Source organism: Agromyces sp. NPDC052230, assembly GCF_040679595.1.
GTDB lineage: Bacteria > Actinomycetota > Actinomycetes > Actinomycetales > Microbacteriaceae > Agromyces.
In genome coordinates this window covers 58826-80002 of the sequence record NZ_JBFAVC010000009.1, presented here as the reverse complement: position 1 = coordinate 80002, position 21177 = coordinate 58826, and the positions used below count along the sequence as shown (strand labels likewise).

Annotated in this window: 19 protein-coding genes; 15 read left to right on the top strand and 4 right to left on the bottom strand. The window is 64.7% G+C overall.

Annotated features, from left to right (window positions below; all coding sequences use genetic code 11):
• The first annotated feature begins 66 nt into the window (after positions 1-66).
• Entirely contained in the window at positions 67-1026 is a 960-nt protein-coding gene (locus AB0K73_RS18535) for an alpha/beta hydrolase (RefSeq protein ID WP_360518043.1), read from the top strand.
• 447 nt (positions 1027-1473) lie between these two features.
• Positions 1474-2151 (top strand): TetR/AcrR family transcriptional regulator, encoded by a 678-nt coding sequence (locus AB0K73_RS18530; RefSeq protein WP_360518040.1) that lies wholly within the window; start codon positions 1474-1476, stop codon positions 2149-2151.
• Here the strand turns inward: AB0K73_RS18530 and AB0K73_RS18525 are convergent.
• Positions 2143-3159: a LacI family DNA-binding transcriptional regulator gene (locus AB0K73_RS18525; RefSeq protein WP_360518037.1), complete on the bottom strand. Its 1017-nt coding sequence runs from the start codon at positions 3157-3159 to the stop codon at positions 2143-2145. The two genes, AB0K73_RS18530 and AB0K73_RS18525, sit on opposite strands and share 9 nt — an antisense overlap.
• Positions 3160-3288: 129 nt before the next feature.
• Between AB0K73_RS18525 and hisD the strand changes: the two genes are divergently transcribed.
• Entirely contained in the window at positions 3289-4608 is a 1320-nt protein-coding gene (gene hisD, locus AB0K73_RS18520) for a histidinol dehydrogenase (protein ID WP_360518034.1), read from the top strand.
• Positions 4605-5378 (top strand): SDR family oxidoreductase, encoded by a 774-nt coding sequence (locus AB0K73_RS18515; protein WP_360518031.1) that lies wholly within the window; start codon positions 4605-4607, stop codon positions 5376-5378. Before hisD ends, AB0K73_RS18515 begins: the two co-directional genes overlap by 4 nt.
• Positions 5379-5591: 213 nt before the next feature.
• Here AB0K73_RS18515 and AB0K73_RS18510 read toward each other — a convergent pair whose 3' ends face one another.
• Positions 5592-5876, bottom strand: coding sequence for a metalloregulator ArsR/SmtB family transcription factor (locus tag AB0K73_RS18510; protein ID WP_360518028.1), 285 nt, complete (start codon positions 5874-5876; stop codon positions 5592-5594).
• Between the two features lie 345 nt (positions 5877-6221).
• Here AB0K73_RS18510 and AB0K73_RS18505 point away from each other — a divergent pair, with 345 nt between their 5' ends.
• From AB0K73_RS18505 to AB0K73_RS18485, 5 genes are all read left to right on the top strand, one after another.
• The gene (locus tag AB0K73_RS18505) at positions 6222-7199 is read left to right on the top strand and encodes a nitronate monooxygenase (RefSeq protein WP_360518025.1); all 978 of its coding nucleotides are present in this window, start codon (positions 6222-6224) and stop codon (positions 7197-7199) included.
• A complete protein-coding gene (locus tag AB0K73_RS18500) occupies positions 7196-8032 on the top strand; it encodes an enoyl-CoA hydratase-related protein (RefSeq protein ID WP_360518022.1) in 837 nt (278 codons plus the stop codon). Before AB0K73_RS18505 ends, AB0K73_RS18500 begins: the two co-directional genes overlap by 4 nt.
• A 14-nt stretch (positions 8033-8046) precedes the next feature.
• The gene (locus AB0K73_RS18495) at positions 8047-9234 is read left to right on the top strand and encodes a thiolase family protein (RefSeq protein WP_360518019.1); all 1188 of its coding nucleotides are present in this window, start codon (positions 8047-8049) and stop codon (positions 9232-9234) included.
• Complete coding sequence (locus AB0K73_RS18490; protein ID WP_360518016.1) at positions 9231-10091, top strand: 3-hydroxyacyl-CoA dehydrogenase family protein; 861 nt, start codon at positions 9231-9233, stop codon at positions 10089-10091. Before AB0K73_RS18495 ends, AB0K73_RS18490 begins: the two co-directional genes overlap by 4 nt.
• Before the next feature lie 77 nt (positions 10092-10168).
• Positions 10169-10609 (top strand): MaoC family dehydratase, encoded by a 441-nt coding sequence (locus AB0K73_RS18485; protein ID WP_360518013.1) that lies wholly within the window; start codon positions 10169-10171, stop codon positions 10607-10609.
• A 5-nt stretch (positions 10610-10614) separates the two neighbouring features.
• Here AB0K73_RS18485 and AB0K73_RS18480 read toward each other — a convergent pair whose 3' ends face one another.
• Positions 10615-11871: an MFS transporter gene (locus AB0K73_RS18480; RefSeq protein ID WP_360518010.1), complete on the bottom strand. Its 1257-nt coding sequence runs from the start codon at positions 11869-11871 to the stop codon at positions 10615-10617.
• Between the two features lie 178 nt (positions 11872-12049).
• Between AB0K73_RS18480 and AB0K73_RS18475 the strand changes: the two genes are divergently transcribed.
• The 6 genes from AB0K73_RS18475 to AB0K73_RS18450 all read left to right on the top strand — a co-directional run bounded on the left by AB0K73_RS18475 (position 12050) and on the right by AB0K73_RS18450 (position 18565).
• Complete coding sequence (locus tag AB0K73_RS18475) at positions 12050-13780, top strand: FAD-dependent oxidoreductase (protein WP_360518007.1); 1731 nt, start codon at positions 12050-12052, stop codon at positions 13778-13780.
• Positions 13781-13797: 17 nt separating this feature from the next.
• Positions 13798-14670, top strand: coding sequence for a crotonase/enoyl-CoA hydratase family protein (locus AB0K73_RS18470; protein WP_360518004.1), 873 nt, complete (start codon positions 13798-13800; stop codon positions 14668-14670).
• A gap of 289 nt (positions 14671-14959) precedes the next feature.
• Positions 14960-15862 (top strand): ABC transporter permease, encoded by a 903-nt coding sequence (locus AB0K73_RS18465; RefSeq protein ID WP_360518001.1) that lies wholly within the window; start codon positions 14960-14962, stop codon positions 15860-15862.
• A gap of 56 nt (positions 15863-15918) precedes the next feature.
• Positions 15919-16947 (top strand): ABC transporter substrate-binding protein, encoded by a 1029-nt coding sequence (locus AB0K73_RS18460; protein WP_360517998.1) that lies wholly within the window; start codon positions 15919-15921, stop codon positions 16945-16947.
• Positions 16948-17042: 95 nt separating this feature from the next.
• Complete coding sequence (locus AB0K73_RS18455; protein ID WP_360517995.1) at positions 17043-17882, top strand: ABC transporter ATP-binding protein; 840 nt, start codon at positions 17043-17045, stop codon at positions 17880-17882.
• On the top strand, positions 17882-18565 hold the full coding sequence (locus AB0K73_RS18450; RefSeq protein ID WP_360517992.1) for an SDR family NAD(P)-dependent oxidoreductase: 684 nt from the start codon (positions 17882-17884) through the stop codon (positions 18563-18565). Before AB0K73_RS18455 ends, AB0K73_RS18450 begins: the two co-directional genes overlap by 1 nt.
• A gap of 1098 nt (positions 18566-19663) precedes the next feature.
• On the opposite strand, the gene AB0K73_RS18445 is transcribed toward AB0K73_RS18450, so the two are convergent.
• The gene (locus AB0K73_RS18445) at positions 19664-21049 is read right to left on the bottom strand and encodes an MFS transporter (protein WP_360517989.1); all 1386 of its coding nucleotides are present in this window, start codon (positions 21047-21049) and stop codon (positions 19664-19666) included.
• Positions 21050-21177 lie beyond the last annotated feature (128 nt).

Genomic DNA, 21177 nt, shown 5'->3' with positions numbered 1-21177 from the left:
GGGCCGGCAATCAGAGTCGGGAATTGCTGTCGGTCGATCTCCGAACGCTGCGGGAGGCAAACTGTCATGAAGCTCGATCCAGTGTTGGCCTCCGCGCTGAGGAAGAAGGAAGACCTCGCCGCGAGTCGGGACGCGAATGTCCCTTCTCGCGGCGACGCCAGCGGACTTCGGTCGTTCTTGAATGCGGGATTCCCCACTGCATACAGCCAGGTAGGGGTGTCGCCTGACGTCACCTACGAATCGTACGAGGCAACTGCAGAGGACGGAGCGCGGATCCCGCTTCGGTGGTACACCAGGGCAACCGACAGCCCCGGATCAGCTGTCGTCTACGTGCACGGCGGGGGGATGATCGCTGGCACTACTGAGTTCTACGATCCGATCGTTCGTCACTACGTGCAATCGACGGGCGTTCCGTTTCTCTCCGTGGAATATCGACTTGCACCGGATGTCACTGGCGACGCATCGGCGCGTGACGTGATGGCCGCGCTCGAATGGCTCATTCTGCACGCTGCCGCCTTGAACATCGATCCCCAACGGATCGCAATCATGGGCGATTCCGGTGGCGGCGGAATCGGAGCCGGCGCTGCGATACTCGCGCGCGACAGACGGATCACGATCGCCGCACAAATACTCATCTTCCCCATGCTCGACGACCGGAATACTGAGCCCGACCCGCATATCGCCCCCCTGCTGTTGGAGCGGTCGATGTGGACATACGAGAAGAACCACACCTGCTGGAGCGCTGTCCTGGGCGAGAAGCTGGGCACAGACGATGTATCGCCGTACGCGGCGCCAGCCCGACTTGAAGACTTCGGTGGCCTTCCCGCGGCATACATCGAGGTAGGTACACTCGACATCTTTCGTGACGAGAGCATCTTGTATGCGCTCAACTTGCTTCGAGCCGGTGTGCAAACCGAGCTGCACGTACACCCCGGTGCGCCGCACGGCCATGATTGGCTCGCGCCGACGTCTCCGCTTGCAGAGCGGTGGAAGGCGGATCGCGCCCGAGTTATCGCAGGGCTGTAGTCGACAAGCATCGTCCTGACATACTGTTCCGGTCCGAAGTTGGCGCACTTCCGTGGACGCTATTCTGCGGGAGGGTGTAGCCGAGTCGGACTCGACCTGGGCCGCCAGCAACATACCTGCGGGAGCTACCCAATTGACGTTGGTCGGTAGGTGCGACCGCGAGTCGCGTCTCCACCACTCGATGCGTTGGGGCCCGCGGGCTGTCACGGCGTGTCTTACCGGCGCGCAGTTCAAGGCGTGATGAACGGTCGGTTCGTAATCCCTCCCACCGGGTTGAGGGCGCCAAAGACGTCGCCGAACCAGGGGCATCCCCAGCGTGGACTCCTCCCAGGGTTGTTGCGCGTGAGGATGTCCCGCACTGACGCCGAGCTGGGCGAGCGTCGCTTTGAGCTCTTGAGGCGCTGCTATCGTCGGCATGACAATCCCACATACCGGAGGTGCCCCAGGATGGCGGATGGCAGTCTGAGCGGGATCGGCAAGCGCCGTGCCGCTGCTCTGCATGACGGCAGTGCTGACTACGCGGCGAAACGCAACGAACTCATCAAAGTGGCGGCAGATGTATTCCGTCAAAAGGGCTACGCCGGCGCGACGCTGAACGATGTTGCGGCGGCGTTCGGGACGGATCGTGCCTCCCTCTACTACTACTTCTCCAGCAAGGAAGAGCTCTTTCAGGCGTGTATCCGAGGGCTCACTGAGACGAATCTTCGTCGTGCGGAGGCCATTGCCGCACGGGAGACTTCGCCTCGTGCCAGGATTGCGGCACTCATCCGGATGCTCATCGAATCTCAGGTCGAGCACTATCCATACATGTATCTCTACATCGGGGAGGACATGGCGCGGATTCGATCCATCGAGGCGGAGTGGGCTGGAGACATGATCGAGATCACACGCCAAATCGAGCAGATCTTCATCGACACCATCGCGGAAGGAAAGGCCAAGGGGGAGTTTCGTACGGACTTGTCGACGACCCTTATCGCAAACAGCATCTTCGGGATGACGCAGTGGACGCACCGCTGGTTCGTTCCCGGAACGAGCCGCTTCTCTGCCGACGACCTCATAGCGGTGTTCTCTGCCGTGCTCTTCGAGGGAATCGACATCGACGGGAGCGAGACACCTTCAGCTTGATGCCCTGCCACCAGGCGGTGATCTGATCTCAGGGGGGAAGCGATCGACAAGCGTCGTCGGAAGCACCGTCTGCACGAAGGGTGCCTCAGGGTCCTCGATGCGGCGAAGAACAAGCTTCACGCTCTCTCGAGCCATTAGGCCGAGGTCGCCGTGAACGGTCGTGATGCGGAACACATCCCAAGATGACATGGCAATGTCGTCGAAGCCGACGACCTCCATACCCCGGCCGCGGTCACGTCGAGCAGTGAGGATCGCGTCACTCGCCCCCAGAGCAATGACATCGTTGCCGCAGAACACGGCGGTGGGTGGCTCGGGATGTGACATCAGCTCAAGGGCAGCGCGATATCCGGTCATGAAGCTGAATGGTCCGCGATGAACGAGCATGGGGTCCACCCACGCGCCGTTCGCGCTCATCTCGTCGAGGAATGCCTGCGCCCGATCCCGCCCGGTGCTGGTGTCTGACGGGCCCCCGATCATTCCAACGACACGGTGTCCGCGGTCGAGGAGGAGGCGGCTCGCTGCTACTGCGCCGCTCGCGTTGTCGAAGGCACACGTGTCGCACTCCGCACCATCGACCGTGCGGTTCACCAGGACGAATGGAATACCTCGCTTGGCGAGCTCGCGTGGGATCTGCGAGTGCACGGTGGACGTCGTCAGTAGCACCCCGTCCAGTGTTCCATCCGAAAGACGCTCGATCTCGACGGGGGACTCGTCCGCATCCGGAATGAGCAGCGCTCGATAGCCCTGATTCTCGAGCTCTGCGCGCATGGGCTCGATGAGCTCGGGGTAAAAGGGGTTGGTGAGATCTCCCGCGACGATTCCGATGCATCGCGTTCGACGAGTCGAGAGAGTGCGTCCTGCCTCACTCGGGACGTATCCCAGCGCTTCGGCAGCGGCACGCACGCGCGCGATTGTCTCAGGCGACGCGCCCGACATCCCACGAAGTGCGCGCGAAACGGTCGGTTGGGAGACACCGGCGAGCCGGGCGACATCATGACTGGTGACCATTCGGACCTCTCGGAACCGCTTACGTATGCGCTGATCCAAGCCTACGCCTGCATCTGTCCAGAATTTGACAAAGTATACGTATGTGGATGAGCATAGGATCCGCCAGACTGCAACGGGGAGGAACCGGCCATGTTCACAATCAAAGCGCCGATCGAGGCCGCTAAAAGCCCGCAGCAGGACCGCGCGGTTCGCGAAACCGTGGAGAACGTCATTGCCGATATCCGCGAGCGAGGAGACGTCGCGGTCCGCGAGCACTCCGAGAAATTCGACAGCTGGTCCCCAGAGAGCTTTCACCTCGACCGGGCCGCGATCGAGGACATCGTCAGCCGGGTCCCCTCGCAGACAATCGAAGACATCAAGACCGTGCAGGCCAAGGTGCGCAACTTCGCCGAGCTTCAGCTCGATTCTCTGATCGACTTCGAAGCGGAGACGGAACCCGGGGTCTTCCTCGGGCAGAAGAACATCCCCGTCGCGGCAGCCGGTGCGTACGTCCCCGGAGGGCGCTACCCACTCGTGGCTTCGGCGCACATGACGATCGTCACTGCGAAGGTCGCAGGTGTCGACTCGGTCACCGCGGCAACTCCTCCGATCCGAGGAGAGGTCCCTGCTGCCACCGTGGCCGCCATGCATATTGCCGGAGCCGACGAGATCCTCCTCTTGGGCGGTGTCCAGGCTGTCGCAGCGATGTCTGTCGGCACCGAGACGATCCGCAAGGTGGACCTGATCGCCGGCCCCGGTAACGCCTACGTCGCAGAGGCCAAGCGGCAGCTCTTCGGCGAGGTCGGAATCGACCTGCTCGCCGGTCCGACGGAGATCTTGATCGTGGCGGACGATCACGCCGACCCCTTCATCGTGGCCGTGGACCTGCTTTCCCAAGCCGAGCACGGCCCCGATTCGCCTGCTGTGCTCATCTCCACGAGTGAGGCGCTTGCCCGCGAGGTCATCCGAATCATCGATGATCTCCTGCCCGGCATGTCGACGAAAGACTTCGCTGAGCCGGCGTGGCGCGACCACGGACAGGTGGTCATCGCTGACAGCCTCGACGAGGCGTACGCCATTGCGGATCGGTTTGCGAGCGAGCACGTCCAGATCCTCACCGAAAACCCGCGCGAAGCGTTGCAGAAGATGCGCAACTACGGAGCCCTCTTCCTCGGCGAGGGCACTGCGGTATCGTACGGCGACAAGGTGATCGGCACCAACCACACGCTCCCAACTCGAGGAGCCGCAAATTACACCGGCGGGCTCTGGGTCGGCAAGTACCTCAAGACCGTGACCTATCAGGAGATCACTGACCGGGCATCGAGTGCGGCGCTCGGCGAGCTCCTCGGGCGGGCGGCCCGGGTGGAGTCGTTCGAGGGCCACGCGCGCTCCGGTGACGTGCGAGCCGCCAAGTACGCCGGAGCCGAACTCAGCTGGGCGCATGGCTGGCCCGTGCGAGTGGTTGCATGATGCTCTCAATCTCCGGACGCACCGCAATCGTCACCGGCGCGGGCAACGGGTTGGGTCGAGCCATTTCCATCGAACTCGCTCGCGAAGGGGCGACCGTGGCACTGATCGGCCGGCAGCGCCCGAAGCTGGAGTCGGTTGCCCGCGAACTCGAACAGATGGGGGCTCGGGCCATCGTCGTTCAGTGTGACACGTCGGATCCGGTTTCCGTCGATGTCGCGCGTGACGCCCTCACGGATGAGGAGGTCTCCATCCTGATCAACAACGCCGGGGTCGCCGGGCCCGTGGCGCCGCTCGTCGACATCGATCCGAGCGACTGGGACGACGTGTTCGCGGTGAACGTTCGCGGTGTCTTCCTCATGTGCCGTGAATTCCTGCCGCAGATGATCGCGCGCGGTCGGGGTGACATCATCAACGTCTCCTCCGTTGCTGCAAAGCGGCCACTGGCCGCTCGCACGCCGTACGGCGCATCCAAGGCCGCGTTACTGGGATTGACCGCGACGCTGGCGGTGGAGGTCGCGCCGCTCGGCGTCAGCGTGAACGCGATTTCTCCGGGACCGATCGCGGGCCCGAGGATGAGCCGGAACTTCGCGCTGGAGGCGGCCCGTCGCGGCATTCCTATCGAGCAGGCTGAAGAGGAGTACGTGTCTCGCGCCGCATCCAAGCGAATGGTCACTGAAGGCGAGGTCGGGCGGGCAGTCGTCGGGATGCTCGGAATGAGCGGTTTGATCGGCGCCGACCTTGACCTCACTGCCGGAATGATCGCCCGCTGAGCCGCCAGTTCCTGCGCGGTCGGCTGCTCCGACAATAGGAGCGTCCATGCTATTGGACGCCACTAACGTTCATGAGCGTTGAGAGTAACGGAAACGCTCGCGAAGCGCGTTGACGGGGCTCCACGGGCCGGTTTGAAGACGGTGCGCCGCGTGCCACCAGGGAGACCTCGCTTCATGCGCGGTGGCGACCAATCTATCGTGGCGCCCGACGTGTCACTGGCATTGACTCTCGAGGTAGGACCAAAGCCAGTCCTCGATCGGAGCGAAGGCGCTTCGATCGAGTTCGTGTCGAATCGCGGTCCCCGACCTTCGGCCGACAACCAATCCAGCGCCCCTGAGCACGTCCAGGTGACGAGAGGCTGTCGATCGTGACACCTCGCATCGCAACCCGAGATCGGTGACTGACAATGGCCGCGACGATTCCCGAAGCACATCGAGCAAGTCTCGTCGCACCGGATGGGCGATGGCGCCGAAGACGGAGCCGGAGGGTTTCAGCATGCCGAGGTTTCCTATTCAATGCCAACGCCAGAGACCAGCCCGACGTCACGGCTGGCAGTCGTCAGACGGGCAAGCCAGAGGGGGTGGGACGATCTGGTTGCCTTAGCAACCATCACGCAAGACTCATGTTCAACATCTTTGTTGACGTCCAGCATACCTCGGCAACGCGCGCGTTGACAAAGCTGCGACGGCGACCTAGGCTCCAGAAAGGAGAGGCCGTCGCAGCAAGATTGCGAACGCCGTTCACTCTCGAAGCAGAGAGCTCGGACGAGGACGGCGGCCCACGGCGAAGGCGAGCGTCCGAACGGCCGGCGCGATCCAGTTAGAGGCGAGGAAGGCACGCAAGTGATCGAAACCAGGTTCACCCGCGAGTTCGGGATTCAGCATCCGGTGGTGTGCGGGGGCATGACCGGCGTCGGCCGGGCCGAGCTCATCGCTGCGGTGGCGAATGCGGGTGCCTTGGGGTTCTTGTCTGCGCTGACCCAGCCGACTCCGTCGGATCTCGACGCCGAGATCCAGCGGACCCGGAGCCTCACCGACCGGCCGTTCGGCGTGAACCTCACCATGCTGCCGACCATCCGTCCCGTGCCGTACGACGAATACATTCAGGTGATCATCGACAACAGGATTCCCATCATCGAAACGGCCGGCTCCAACCCCGCAGCCTACCTTCCCGCGCTCAAAGCCGCCGGCATCAAGGTTGTACACAAGACCGTCGCAGTCCGCCACTCGCTCACGGCGGAGCGGATCGGTGTGGACGCCCTTTCGGTCGACGGATTCGAGTGCGCTGGGCATCCGGGTGAGGACGACATTCCGAGCCTGGTGCTGATCCCGGCCGTGGCGGCGAAGGTCGGGCTGCCGATCATCGCATCCGGTGGATTCGCGACAGGCCGAGGGCTCGCTGCGGCGCTTTCGCTCGGCGCGGATGCCGTGAACATGGGCACCAGGTTCGTCGCAACAGCGGAAGCCCCGGTTCACCAGAACGTAAAGGACCAGATCGTCGCCAACACAGAACGCGACACGAACATCGTGTTCAGGAAATTCCGGAACTCCGCACGCGTCGCGAAGAATGCCACGTCCGATCGAATCCGCGAGATCGAGTCCGATGAGGGAACCACCTTCGACGACATCGCAGATCTCGCTTCCGGGGCACGGGGCCGTCAGCGCGTACTCGCCGAGGGCCACATGGAGGACGGTCTCTGGTGGGCGGGGCAGTCGCAGGGCCTCATCACCGAGGTCCTGACGTGCAAGGAAGTCGTCGAGACCGTCGTCGCCGAGGCAGATGAGATCATCCGGACGAGGCTGAGGAGCCTCGTCTCGTGATCGACCGCGCCTATCAGCACATCCGAATCGAGCACGAATCGCCAATCTCCTGGATCGTGCTCGATCGCCCCGAGAAGGCGAACTCCCTGTCCAACGAACTGCTCGAGGAGTTTTCGGCAGCATTGGAGCAGCTTCGGACCGAGGGCGAGCCGGTCATCGCGATTCGAGGTGAAGGCAAAGGGTTCAGTGCGGGATACGACCTCGGACAGGTGGCTCCGAATGCTCGTGTGGATCCGGTCGCCGATCGCACCCGCCTTCGACGAAACCTCGATCGCTACCTTGCGATGTGGGATCACCCCAAACCCATCATCGCGGCGGTTCACGGATACTGTATCGCTGGGGCGACGCAGCTGGTGACACTGACGGACATCACGATCGTGGCTGAAACTGCGAAGATCGGCATCGTGACCGTCCCGGTTGGTGCGGGCTATGTGTCGCCCGTATGGTCGACACTCATCGGACCGAAGCGGGCCAAGGAACTCGCCTTCGTGCCCGGCAACAGCATCGACGGACGCACCGCAGTGGAGTGGGGTTGGGCAAATCATGCCGTCCCCGAAAAGCGCCTGCTCGACAGCGTGCGCTCGCTGGCTCAGCGCATCGCCATGACTCCGTCCAGCCTTCTGGCCATCAAGAAGGCTGCGATCAACAGTTCTGCCGAGGCGATGGGTCATCGTCAGGCGCTCTCCGCCCTCGCGGAATTCGATGCGCTCGCCCACACCACTCCCGAGGTGGCCGAGATTAAGGAGCGCATCGCCGATGGCGGCCTCCGGGCGGTCATCGAGGAGTACCGAGTCCCGGCGACCACCGATCTCTCAACGACGACATCTGATTGACCTGGAAAAGGATCATGGCACCCAAAGAACGCATCGCCATCGTGGCAGGAGCCCGGACCCCGATCGGTTCGTTCGGCTCCGCGCTGCGATCCGTCCCCGCCCATGTGCTCGGTGCGCGCGCCGCATCGGCGGCCCTCGAACGTGCGGGAATCGGCGCAGACCGGGTGGACGAAGTGATTATGGGATGCATCGGCGAGGTGGGTCCCGACGCCTACAACGCGCGCCGCGTGGCCATCGAAGCCGGCATGCCGAACCGGACGCCGGCGTTCAATGTCAACCGACTCTGCGGTAGCGGGCTGCAGGCGATCTGGTCGGGCGCGCAGGAGCTGCTCTGGGGAGGCGCCGATGTCATCCTGGCTGGTGGCGACGAGAGCATGAGTCGGATGCCATTCCTGGATTTCAATGCGCGGTTCAACGATCGCCTCGGCGATCGTGTTCTGGTCGACGGCACGGTGGCCATGCTCACCGATCCGTTCAGCAGCCAGCACATGGGTGCAACCGCCGAGAACGTCGCCGAGAAGTATGTCGTCTCACGCGCCGAGCAGGATGCCTTCGCCGCGGAGAGCCAGAGACGAGCAACATCCGCAGTGGCGCGAGGGGTCTTCGCTGAAGAGATCGTGCCCGTCATGCAGGAGGGGAAGGGTGGCATCCTGGTGCAAGAGGATGAGCATCCCCGCCCTGGGACGACAGTCGAGACGCTCGCGGGACTGCGCCCCGTGTTCCGTGAGGGCGGCTCCGTGACGGCCGGCAACTCATCAGGCATCAATGACGGCGCCGGCGCCGTGGTGCTCATGCGGGAGAGCGACGTCCGGGCAGAGGGGTTGACCGCGCTCGCGACGCTCGAAGATGTCGCTACGTCGGCGCTCGAGCCCGGTCTGATGGGGTATGCCCCGGTGGCCGCGATCGCCAAGCTCCTCGCGCGCACGGGCCTGAGCGTCGATGACATCGGGGTTGTTGAGCTCAATGAGGCATTCGCTGCTCAGGCAGTTGCGGTGATCCGCGACGCCGACCTCGACCCGGACCGCACGAACCCGTACGGAGGGGCGATCGCGCTCGGCCATCCGGTCGGTGCAACCGGCGCGATTCTCACGGTCAGGGCCGCGATGGAACTCCAGCGGAACAACCACGAATTCGCGATCGTCACGATGTGCATCGGTGGCGGACAGGCGTTGGCCGCCCTCCTGCGTCGGTGGGATGTGTGAACGACATCGGCACGATTGGTGTCGTCGGTGCGGGCACCATGGGCCGAGGGATCGCCCAGGTCGCTGCTGGCGTGCCGGGCGCGCGGGTCGTCCTGCTCGATGCGAAGGCGGAGGCGCTCGTCTCTGCCCGCGCCGAACTGTCGTCAGAGTTGAGCCGCCTGCAGGCGAAAGGTCTGATCGACGAACGGGAGCGGGAGCGTCGAGGAGCTGCAGTCCTTTGCTCGACCTCCTTCGAGGATCTCACCACGTGCGACCTCATCATCGAAGCCGTACCTGAGCTCGACAAGGTCAAACAGGCCACCTTGCGGAACATCTCCGAAGCGGCCGCCCCGTCCGCCATCATCGCAAGCAATACCTCGTCGATGTCGATCACGCGCCTCTCGACGAGCGTCGACGGGCGTCAGCGATTCTTCGGCGTCCACTTCTTCAACCCCGTGGCGAGGATGAGCCTCGTCGAAGTGATCCGCAGCCCGCTCTCCGACCGTGAACTCGAACGTGGCCTGGTCGGCTTCCTCGCCACCGGGATGGGAAAGTCCCCGCTCGTGGTCGATGACCGGCCGGGGTTCGTCGTCAACGCGCTCCTCGTGCCGCTGCTCCTCGCGGCGGCGCGAATGGTCGAGGCCGGCTACGCGACGTCCGCCCAGATCGATGACGGAATGAAGCTCGGTGCTGGACATCCAATGGGCCCCCTCGCGCTCAGCGATCTCATCGGCCTCGACGTTCTGCGGGACATCGGCGACGCCATGTACGCGGAGACGAAAGACGCTGCCCTCATCGTTCCGAACAATGTGCGTCGACTGGTGGACGCCGGCCATCTCGGCCGCAAGACCGGCAAGGGCTTTTTCGACCATTCGTGAAGGCGGGCGTCGAGCCTGAGCGAAGACAGTGACGATCAAAGGAGACGCTTTCCATCCTGATGAGTAAGGTCGCGTAGATGACAGCCATCGCCTACGAGGACCTGCCCCGGCTCGCGGGGCAGGTGCTCGGGCACACCGATTGGGTGACGATCGACCAGGCCCGCGTCGACACCTTCGCTGACGCGGTCGCGGATCATCAGTGGATTCACGTCGATCCTGAACGTGCGGCGACGGGTCCATATGGGGGGACGATTGCGCACGGCTATCTCACGCTCTCACTTGTCGCCCCATTGTGGGACCAGCTGGTGCCCGGGATACGCTCCGGTGAATGGGACATCGACCGTGTGCGGTTCCTTTCGCCCGTGCGAGTAGGGTCACGGGTGCGTCTCACGAGCTCGATCGCATCGGTCACCCGGGTTCCCGGTGGGCTGGAACTCGCAGTCGACGCCTCCATGGAGATCGAGGGCGGAGACAGACCTGCGCTTGTCCTGCGAAGTCGGACCCGCGTCCACGGCTGAGGCGCTTACCACGGCTCTCCTGCGCTTCGTTCCCAATCATCCTCGATCGTGCGGCGCCGCGACGCGATGATCACCGCCGGGATGCCCGCGATGAAGAGCGCCGCCCACAGTAGGAGGGGGACGGTCCATGACCCGGTCGCCTCGTGCAGGATCCCGAACACGAGTGGAAAGGCTGCGCCAATCAGGTAGCCCAAGCTCTGGACGAACCCGCTCAGGGCGACGGCCGTCTCCGCTGTCCTCGTGCGCAGTCCGAGCAGCACCATCGTGATGGGAAACGTCGTGGTGCTGAGGTTGAGGAGCACGACCCAAAGCCAGGTGTTCCATCCGGGCGCCCACATCAGGCCTGCCACGGCAACGAAGCCGCACGCGAGTGAGAGCAGGGCGAGCGGGAGGGTGAGGTTGAACCGCGCCACGAGGACTGGTGCCAGCAACGCGGTCCCGGCCGCCACAACGGTGAACAGTGCGAGCATTGCGCCCCCGCCTGCAGGGGGGAGACCCACGAGGTCTGCGAGGATGGCGGGCAGCCAGGCGAAGGTGGCATAGGCGACGCCGCCCGCCGTCGCGAATGTGACGGTCAGCGCCCAGGCGAGCGGCATCCGCCACAATCGGCCGAACACACGCCCGTTGACCGGCGCAGGCAGCAACTCGGCGTCGTCAGGCCGGTGGCCGCGCATTGCAAGGATGATCCACGGGGCTATTGCGGCGACGGCGAAGGCCGCCCAGAATCCGATCGAGAACCGCCAATTCACCGCTTCGGCGATCGGCACTGCAAGCGCCGCGGGCAGCGTCGCCGAGACCGCCATCAGCGTCGAGTAGACGGCGGTCATCAGTCCGACGCGGTTCGGGAAGTGCGCTTTGACCAGTGCCGGGATCAGGACGTTGGCGACGCCCACTGCGGCGAACACGAGGAGGTTCGCGAGCAGCAGCGTCACGCCGTCGATGGCGAGACCTCGCGCAATCAGCCCGACGCTGCAGGCGGCCATCACGGCCGCAGCGAGGCGATTCAGACCCATCCGCCGTTCGATCACGGGGGTCAGCATCCCGAACACGGCGAAGCACACGAGCGGCGCGGTCCCGATCATTCCCACGAGGACGGCCGGCAGTGGGAAGTCCGCACGCACGTAGTAGATGAGCGGCGAGAACGAGGCCACAGCGGTGCGCAGTGAGAGCGCATAGAGCACGATGCCGAGGAGGGCGATGATCCACCCTCGCCGGGCCGGGGCGCTGGTCGAGTCGGTGAGAGTGGGTTCCGGTGCAGTCATCACGATGCCGTCGGCCGGTGCATATGATCGCTCCCTTGCGCGAGCCCACGGACCGGACTCTAGATCAGCTTGGCATTCATCAACTTCAACGTCAATGTTGACGAAACTTGCACACCCGAATATCGTCGGACGCAACGGGGGGCTCAACTACGCGAACGCCCGTGGAAGGAAGCGTCAGATGGAAACCGACGGAGCGAGCTTTATCCGTGATGGCCTGGATGTCGATTTCATCGTCATCGGCAGCGGCGGCGCTGGTCTGACCGGTGCGCTGACGGCTGCGATCAAGGGCCTGCGGGTGGTCGTGCTTGAGAAGACGGGCCTGATCGGCGGCACGACCGCTGTCTCGGGTGGCACGTCGTGGATTCCCAACAACCATCACGAGGAAGAGGTCGGCGTCCCCGACTCCCGCGAGGAGGCGCTCGCCTATCTTCAGGCGTGCATCGTGGGCACGGGAGATCCGACGCACATCAATGCGCTCGTCGATTATGGCCCGGAGGTGATTCGGTTCCTCGAGGACGAGGGAGGCATGGAGTTCCTCGCGACCCGTCCGGGCGGATCCAGTATGGACTACCGCTCGTGGCTCCCCGGCGCGAAGGTCGGCGGGCGTGCGCTCATCGTCGGCAAGACGTCGACCGCGCCGTTCGGCGAGTTCGCCGAGAGGTTACGTATCAGCCACACCTCCGCCTGGACCTTCGATCCGCGTGACTACAACTCGGAGGCGATGCACCTCGACGCGCCGGGGACGCAGCGTCCGGGTGCGAGCGTCTTCGTGCCGCCGACCGGCGAGGAGGCGCCGATACCGGAGGACATCGCGCGCGGTGCTGCGCTCGTTGCGCAACTGGTGCGCGGCGGGCTCGCGCACGGCGTCGACTACCGCGTCGACACGCGTGCCGAGGAGATCCTCGTCGAGGACGGGCGAGCTGTGGGCGTCCGCGTGACGGGATCGGACGGCGAGTCGCAGGTGCTCCGCGCCTCGGCGGGTGTCCTGGTCGCGACAGGAGGATACTCGCACGACGAGGAACTGAAGCGACTTTGGTTGTCGCGGCGGATCGACTACTCGTGTGAGCTCGAGTCGAACAGCGGCGACGGCCACCGCATGGGCATGGCGATCGGCGCGCAGACCGCTGGAATTGGCGACGCATGGTGGATGCCGCATGTCCCGCTCGGCTCGGACAACTCGATCGTGAACACGGCTGGCAGCCGCGAGGACCGGTCGCTGCCCCACGTCATCATCGTGAACGATCAAGGCAAGCGCTTCATGAACGAGTCCATCAACTACCACGACGTCGGGAAGTACTTCGACTCGGTCGTCGGCGGATGGGAACAGAACTTCCCCGCTTGGCTGGTCTTCGACAGCCACGCGGCGAAGCGATACGCGGTGCTCGCGTGGAAAGTGCCCGATGAAGGGGCTGAGGTGCCCGAATATTTGCGGATCGGCGACAGCCTTGCGGACCTCGCACGCGCAATGGAGGTCGACCCCGAGCGATTCGAAGCCACTGTCGATCGGTTCAACGGCTTCGCGCGCACGGGCATCGACGCGGACTACCAGCGCGGCGAGACCGCATACGACCGCGCCTGGGGCGACCCCGCGAACACGCCGAACCCCTGCCTGGGTGAGCTCGCCGAGGGACCGTTCTACGCCGTCCGCATGTACGCGGGCGCTCTCTCCACGCGCGGCGGCCTGCGCGTCGACGACCGCGGCCGCGTCTACTCAGCGGCGACCCAGCAGCCCATTCCCGGACTCTATGCGGCCGGAAACTGCTCAAGCGGCGGTCCGACGTCTTGCTACCCCGGCCCGGGTGCGACGCTCGGTGCGGCCCTGACGTTCGGGTACCTCGCTGCCACGGACGCTGCATCTGCTGCCCAGTCCATGGACCGCTCGGACGCGCTGGCGAGCGCGACAGCCTGACGGCAGGACGTGGAGTCATGGATTTTGAGACCCTGACATGGGACGTCGACGAGGACGGGGTGGCCACGCTCACGCTCAACCGTCCGGAAGTGCTCAACGCGTTCAACGTGCCGATGGCGCGCGAACTCGAACGGGTCTTCACGGTGGAAGCTCACGAGGAAGGGGTCCGCGCCGTCGTTGTGACGGGGACGGGGCGGGCCTTCTGTGCAGGCATGGACCTGACCGTGGATGGCAACGTCTTCGGGCTCGACGAGTCGCTTGCTCCGACACCTGAAGAGTTCCGCGCGAGATACGACCAGGATCCGTTCCAGGCCGGCGTCCGGGACACAGGTGGCAAGGTGACCCTCGCGATCAATGCGCTCCCCAAGCCGGTCATCGCCGCGATCAACGGGCCGGCGGTGGGAATCGGCGCCACGATGACACTGGGGATGGATATCCGCCTCGCGTCGACGTCCGCGCGGATCGGCTTCGTGTTCGGCCGAATCGGGATCGTCCCCGAGGCCTGTTCGAGCTGGTTCCTGCCACGCATCGTGGGGCTGCCGAACGCGCTCGAGCTCATCTACAGCGCGGACATCATCACGGCGGATCAGGCGAAGGAGTACGGTCTTGTGCGCTCCGTCCATGAGCCCGACGAACTCGTGGCGGTGGCGACCGAGCTCGCCCGGTCGTTCGTGAAAAACCGTTCGACCGTCGCGCTCGGCCTCGCGAAGCAGCTCATCTATCGCAACGCTGCGGCCGCGGATCCGCTCAACGCCCACCTGGCGGACTCCCTGGCGATGTTCCACACGTCCGTCGGCGACGGCAAGGAGGGCGTTGCAGCGTTCCTCGAGAAGCGCGATCCGAGGTTCACCGCCACGACGGCGGACATTCCCCGCATCTTTGCCGACTGACGTTTGAGTCAGCGGGTCATCACGCCCCGATGGACCGCGTGAGCGACAAGAGCGCGCCTCTGGAGTCGTCCTGGCGTGCGATCCGAACAGCCTGGATCCAGGTACGCCGGGCCCAGGCGTCGGTCGTCCTGTCAAACAGCCTGCCTCGGCACTTCGGCCGGCTGACCCACAACCGACAAGGTTGTATCAATGTCAACGTAGAAGTTGACACCGTCGTGTCATTCTGCTTCGCTTGCATAAGGCGACACCGAAGTCGCTGCCGTTCATTTCACTCGAGGAGGAGCCCGGCATGAGCGCGACCACCGAAGACCAGCGCGAGACCATGGCTCGTGACGTTGCTGCTGGAGCTCCCATGGAGGACATCTCGACCACGAATCTCGCGACGTCCATGACCACCGGACGCACCCGGGGTCGCATCGCGAAGCGGCACGTCCGCCAGATCCTGTGGACGTGCATCCCGCCCGTCGTGTTCGTGGTTCTCATCGCCGCGTGGGCAGGCGCCGTCGAGTTCTTTGATATCCCGTCCTACCTGCTCCCGGCGCCCGGTGACGTGTTCGCCCGCATGTTCACGGACGCAGAGAGCCTGTGGAACCACACGCTGGCTACCCTGGGTGCACTCGCCATCGGGTTCATCCTGAGCGTCCTCATCGGAATCCCGCTGGGCCTGCTGCTTTCACTGTCGCGCGTGGCGCGCCAGGTGCTCTACCCGCCAACCGTCGTGATGCAGCTCATCCCGAAGATCGCGATGGCGCCGCTGCTACTCGTCTGGCTCGGGTTCGGCATTGAAACAAAAGTCATGCTCGTTGTCCTCATCTCGTTCTTCCCACTCCTGCTCGCAAGCATGACCGGATTCTCGATCATGGACGACCGTCTGCTCCATCTGACCAAGTCGATGGGCGCGACCGGATGGCAAACGTTCTGGTTTTTGCGCGTGCCAGCGGCGATGCCCGTCATCTTCTCCGGGCTCAAGACCACCGCGACGATGGCCGTGACGGCCGTCATCGTGGCCGAGTTCCTCGGCTCGAACAATGGCCTCGGCTACGCGCTGCTGCGGGCCAGCGGCGTCCTCGACACGGAGTACATGTTCGCCGTCATCGTCGTCATGACCGTGGTCGGCGTCGTCCTCAACTACATCATCGAGGCCGTCGAATGGTTCGTCACGCCATGGCAGCGCCACGGCAAGCGCGGCTGACACCGACTCCCACCTCATTTCACCCACCAAACACCCCAACAACAAGGAGCACAGCTATGCAACGACGGATGGTCAAGCTCGCGATGACGTCAGTCGCCGTCCTCGCGCTCGCCCTCTCCGGATGCTCGTCCTCGGCAGCGCCGGCGGCCGGCCCCGACGACGACACCCTCGCGCCCGTCAAGTTCCAGATGCAGTGGACCTGGTCCGGCCCGACGGCCGGCGTGGCGATCGCCCTCGAGGATGGACTATACGACGACGCCGGAATCGACGTCACGGTCGAGCAGGGCACGGGCTCCGGGCCGGCCGCGCAACTCGTCGCGGGAGGTGGCGCCGACATGGGCATCGCCGACGCAACCGTGATCGCACAACAGGTCGAGGCGGGCGCCCCGCTCGTCATCGTCGCCGGTCAGAATCAGATCTCCGTGATCTCCATCAATTACCTGAACGAGTCCGGCATAAAGTCGGTCGACGACCTCAAGGGGAAGCGCATCGCGGTTCCCCAGGGCGGAGGCTCCGGCGCATTCCTCTTCCCGCTCTTCCTCGAGCGCAACGGACTGTCGGAGGCCGACGTCGAGGTCGTCAATATGGCGCCGACGGCGATGGTCCCGTCCCTCCTCGAGGGCAACGTCGACGCGATGGTCGGTGACATCCAGGTCAACGCCATGAACCTGACCAACCAAGGTGCCGACTGGGATCAATTCATCTTCGCCGACTACGGTGTCGCCACGCCCTCGCAGTCCATGTTCACGACGCAGGACTTCCTCAAGGAGAACCCGGAGAGCGTCCGAGCCGTAGTCGCTGCAACGCTGAAGGGCTGGGAGTCCGCCATGGAGGACCCCGACCACGCCGCCGCGGTCGTGAAGAAGCTGCTCCCCGACTCGGTCGAGTCCGTCACGAAGGGCGAACTCGAGCCGCTCGAGACCCTCATGTGCCACCTGGACTTCATGGGCGAACTCACGACGGAGTACATGGAGTCATCGAACGAGCTGCTCGTCGAGGCCGGTCTGATCAAGGCCAAGCAGGACACGACGACCTTCACCAACTGGGAGTTCCTGCCCGCCGAGGCGGACCGGTACGCCTGCTAATCGTCGGTCGCTGCGGAGCGGGCCATTTCCCGCTCCGCAGCGTCACCCAAGGCCGCGACGCGGCCGCCGGCAAGACACGACAGAAAGCGAAGACCATGAACTCATTGGTGAGCTCGACGGCCGCAGAGACCTCGGTTGGCAGCGGCATCCACATCGACAACGTGACCAAGGTGTTCGGCGAGGACACAACCAAGCCCTTCCAAGCCCTGCGCCCGATCACCATGGACGTGCGACCGGGCGAGTTCGTATCCGTTGTCGGGCCGTCGGGCTGCGGTAAGAGCACGCTCATGCTGATGGTGGCGGGCCTGCTCGCGAGGTCCAGCGGGGAGATCTCGATCGGCGGCCAGTCGATCACCAAGCCATTCACCGACGTCGGCATCGCATTCCAGGACCATCTCCTCCTCGAATTCCGCACAGCGATGGACAACGTCCTCCTCCAGGCGGACATTCGGGGTCTCGACAAGAGAGAGATGCGGGAGCGAGCCAGGGAGCTGTTCGGGAAGCTCCACATGGAGAAGGCGATCGACAAGTATCCGCGGCAGATGTCGGGCGGAATGCGGCAGCGCGCGTCGCTGATACGTTCAATCATCCACGACCCGGCCGTGCTTCTGATGGATGAGCCGTTCGGAGCCCTCGACGCTCTGACGCGCCTGCAGGTTCGTTCAGACCTCGAAACCCTCTGGCTCAGCCGCCGTCCCACCGTGATGTTCATCACGCACAGCGTCGAGGAGGCCGTCGGCCTCTCAGACCGCATCTTCGTCATGAGTCCGAGCCCTGGCGAGGTCGTCGACGAGATCGTGGTCGATCTCCCGCGCCCGCGCCCGCTCGCACTCGTCGAGTCTGCCGAATTCGCGAAGTACGCCGATCGCATCTATACCCACTTCGAGCGCATGGGTGTGCTGCACGGCGCCGACGCCGGGTCTCCGACCACCTGATGGCGGGGCGACGCACCGCACTGGTCACTGGCGGGGCCAGCGGGATTGGCCTCGCCTGTGTCGAACGCCTGCGCGCAGCTGGCACCGAGGTAGTGACGCTCGACCGCGATCCGTCGGCGGACTTCGTGGCCGACGTAACGGATCTCGAGGCACTTGCCGGCGTCGTCCGCGAGGCGCCGCATATCGACGTGATCGTGAATTCGGCGGGAGTCGTTGGTCTGAGCGCGCCCTTCCTCCAGACGACTTCGGCCGCGTGGCGACTTCCGATGGAGGTCAACCTGTTCGGCGCGGTGAATGTCATGCACGCGTTCATCCCCGGGATGGTGGAGCGTGGCTGGGGTCGCGTCGTGAACATCGCATCCGTGGCCGGCAAGGAGGGGACTCCCGGACTCGCGGCGTACTCGGCCTCCAAGGGAGCCCTCATCGCCGCGACGAAGTCCATCGGCAAGGAGCTGGCGGAAACCGGTGTACTGGTCAATGCGATCGCGCCCGGCACGATCCAGACGCCGATGTTGGGTACGACGGAGGCGGGCGTCATTGCGCACACTATGAGCCTCATCCCGATGAAACGCACCGGGCAGCCCAAAGAGGTCGCCGAGCTCGTGGCGTGGCTCGCGAGCGACGCCTTGAGCTTCTCGACCGGCGCCGTCTACGACATCAGCGGGGGCCGCGCGACGTACTGACGTCAGCGCGCCCATGCCCGACGCAGGGTCGTCCTCGCGAAGGATCGCGGCTGGCTGTCGCAAACGCTGCCTTCTCTGGCATGCCCCGTCTATCTCTCTAGCGCACACCGTCTCCAAGCCTAGGGCTCCCTGCGGCAAGGGCGTTCGAACCGCTCGGGACTTCTTCGGGTACCGTCAGGGACCACTGCGGACGGAACTTCGGATGGGCGTGGCTGATGAGGGCTCCGCTCTGACGATTTCCCTGAAGGATTCCTAGCACTATTAGGCGCCTGATTCGGCGTCGCAGAGAATGGGGCATGGCGCTCCTTGACGCGTGGCAGCGCGAGCGTGAGCGTGTCTGTGCCGGTCGCAGTGGCATTTCTGCTGAATAGGACCCGACACGACCCGACACCCGTTCTGGAGCTGAACGCTCTGGGTGAGCAACCTCTCATCCCGATGGCGAGCAGCGATCCGGGCGAGGAGATCGTCGTCGAACCCGGCGGGCATTGTCGGCTCCGCGACCGGCTCGTCGGGGCCCATGCAGTGAACCTGTGTGACATCGTCCTGGGCGGTATCCCCGGTGATCGCGACGCTTCTCGCGTCGGTCCTCGCCGAACCTACGCAGGTATGTCACAAGCGCTCCCTCCGGCGTGCGCGCCTGGGCTGGATAGGACGCCGGATCGTCGCCGCCTGATCCAGGACCCGCAGCTCGCGCCTGCCTCTCGCCAGCGGGTCGCGCACGGGGGCGGGGTGAGCCTCGTAACTCCAGAAGATTGCGGTCGGGATGAGTCGGGCCTTCAAACTATTGGCGGTCCGCCACACCACCAACCAGACCGGTGGCAGCATGCCACGGATCGTCAAACGCACGGTCGCGTCCTGCCGTGCCCGGTAGGCCGTCGCCCCTTACACGCCTCACTTGATGAGGAACAAGAAATGGCGGCCGTCAAGCCTCCGATCCTGCTCTGCGCTCGCCGCGAGCAATCAGAACAGCGTCGGAAACAGGGCGCCGAACACGGCTCAAACCAATTTTCCGCAGCCGGCGGGAACCACGCGGCTCGAGGGCCCCGAGAATCAAGAGCCGCGCGGGCGCACTGGCGCCGTACCCGGTGTGCGCCAGTGTCAGACGCGCGCTCGCTCCTGCGTCGCTGGAGTTGCGGCCATGGCCGAGGCTTCGTCGTCGCCGTTAAGCGCGACCGCACCTGAGGAGAGATTCACGTTACGTGTCTCTGGCGTGAAGAAGAGGACGATGACGCTCAGTAGACCCGCAATGACCAAGATGATCGCCGGAGCAACTGGGCCGATGTTCGAAGCGAGCCAGGTGGCGACGAATGGGGTCGCGCCGCCGAAGATCGCCGTGCCGACGCCGTAGGACAAACCGTGCGCGGAGTACCGCGACGATGTGCGGAACAACTCGAGCATCGTGACGACGGCGCCCGAGACGTAGAGTGTGACGCCGACTGCCACGACCAGCTGGGCAGTAATGACGCCGATCGCCGTGCCGGAGCTCAGAAGCATCAGGGCAGGGAAGGAGGAGAGCGCCATCCAGATCGCGCCCGCGATCATGAGTGGCTTCCGCCCGACTCGGTCCGCGAGCCGGCCGCCGACCAACGAGCCGAGCATGATGACAGCCGACGCGATCGTGTTCGACAGGAGAGCGAGTTCCTGCGAAACGCCGACGGTCGTGATCGCGAACGAGTACATGTAGGTGACCAGGAAGTAGTACCCGGCGAGATTCGGGATGATGATCACCAGCACGACGAGGAGGGACTTCCACTCCTTCATCACCGCGGTCTTCAACGGGTTCTCGGAGCCTGCTTCCTCCCGTGCACGCGTGAACTCCTCTGGATCGCTGAGCCGGAGTCGCAACCAAAGGCCGACGACCGCGAGCACTGCTCCGAGGAAGAACGGGAGGCGCCAGCCCCACTCCATGTAGGCCGCCTCGCCGAGAGCCGCACGGAGTCCGATCAGGCCGAAGCCCAAGAGCACGCCCGGGAGAATGGAGACCGAGTAGACGATCGCGATCCAGAAGCCGCGGCGATGCTGCGGAGCGGACTCGACGACGAAGCTCAAGGCTCCCGAATGCTCGCCCCCGGTGGAGAATCCCTGCACGAGGCGAAGCAAGAGAAGGAGGAGCGGCGCGAGGACGCCGACTGCCTCGTAGACGGGCAGCAGGCCGATGAGGCCGGTCGCAGCACCCATCAGGATGATCGTGATCGCGAGGACCTTGATGCGTCCGATACGGTCTCCGAGGTAGCCGAAGAGGATGCCGCCGAGCGGTCGGACGACGAATCCGACGCCGAAGATCGCGAACGTGCTGAGGAGGGCGACAGTGGGGTCACCTCCCGGGAAGAACTGTGACGCGAAGATCGGGACGGTCAGTCCGTAAATCAGGAAGTCATACCACTCGACGAAGGTTCCTACGGCGCCGCCGAGCAGCCGACGGCGGGCCCGCCTACGCTGGTCGGTCGCCGGAAGGCTTGATGTAGGCAGATATTCAGTGGACATGGGGCGCACTCCTTCGGGCGTCTTCAGGATCACCGTACGTTCTACGTCAGCGTTGACGATGCCGTCCGTGAGTCTATTCAACATGATGCGGTTACGTCAACAGGAATATTGACGCGTATCAACAATCA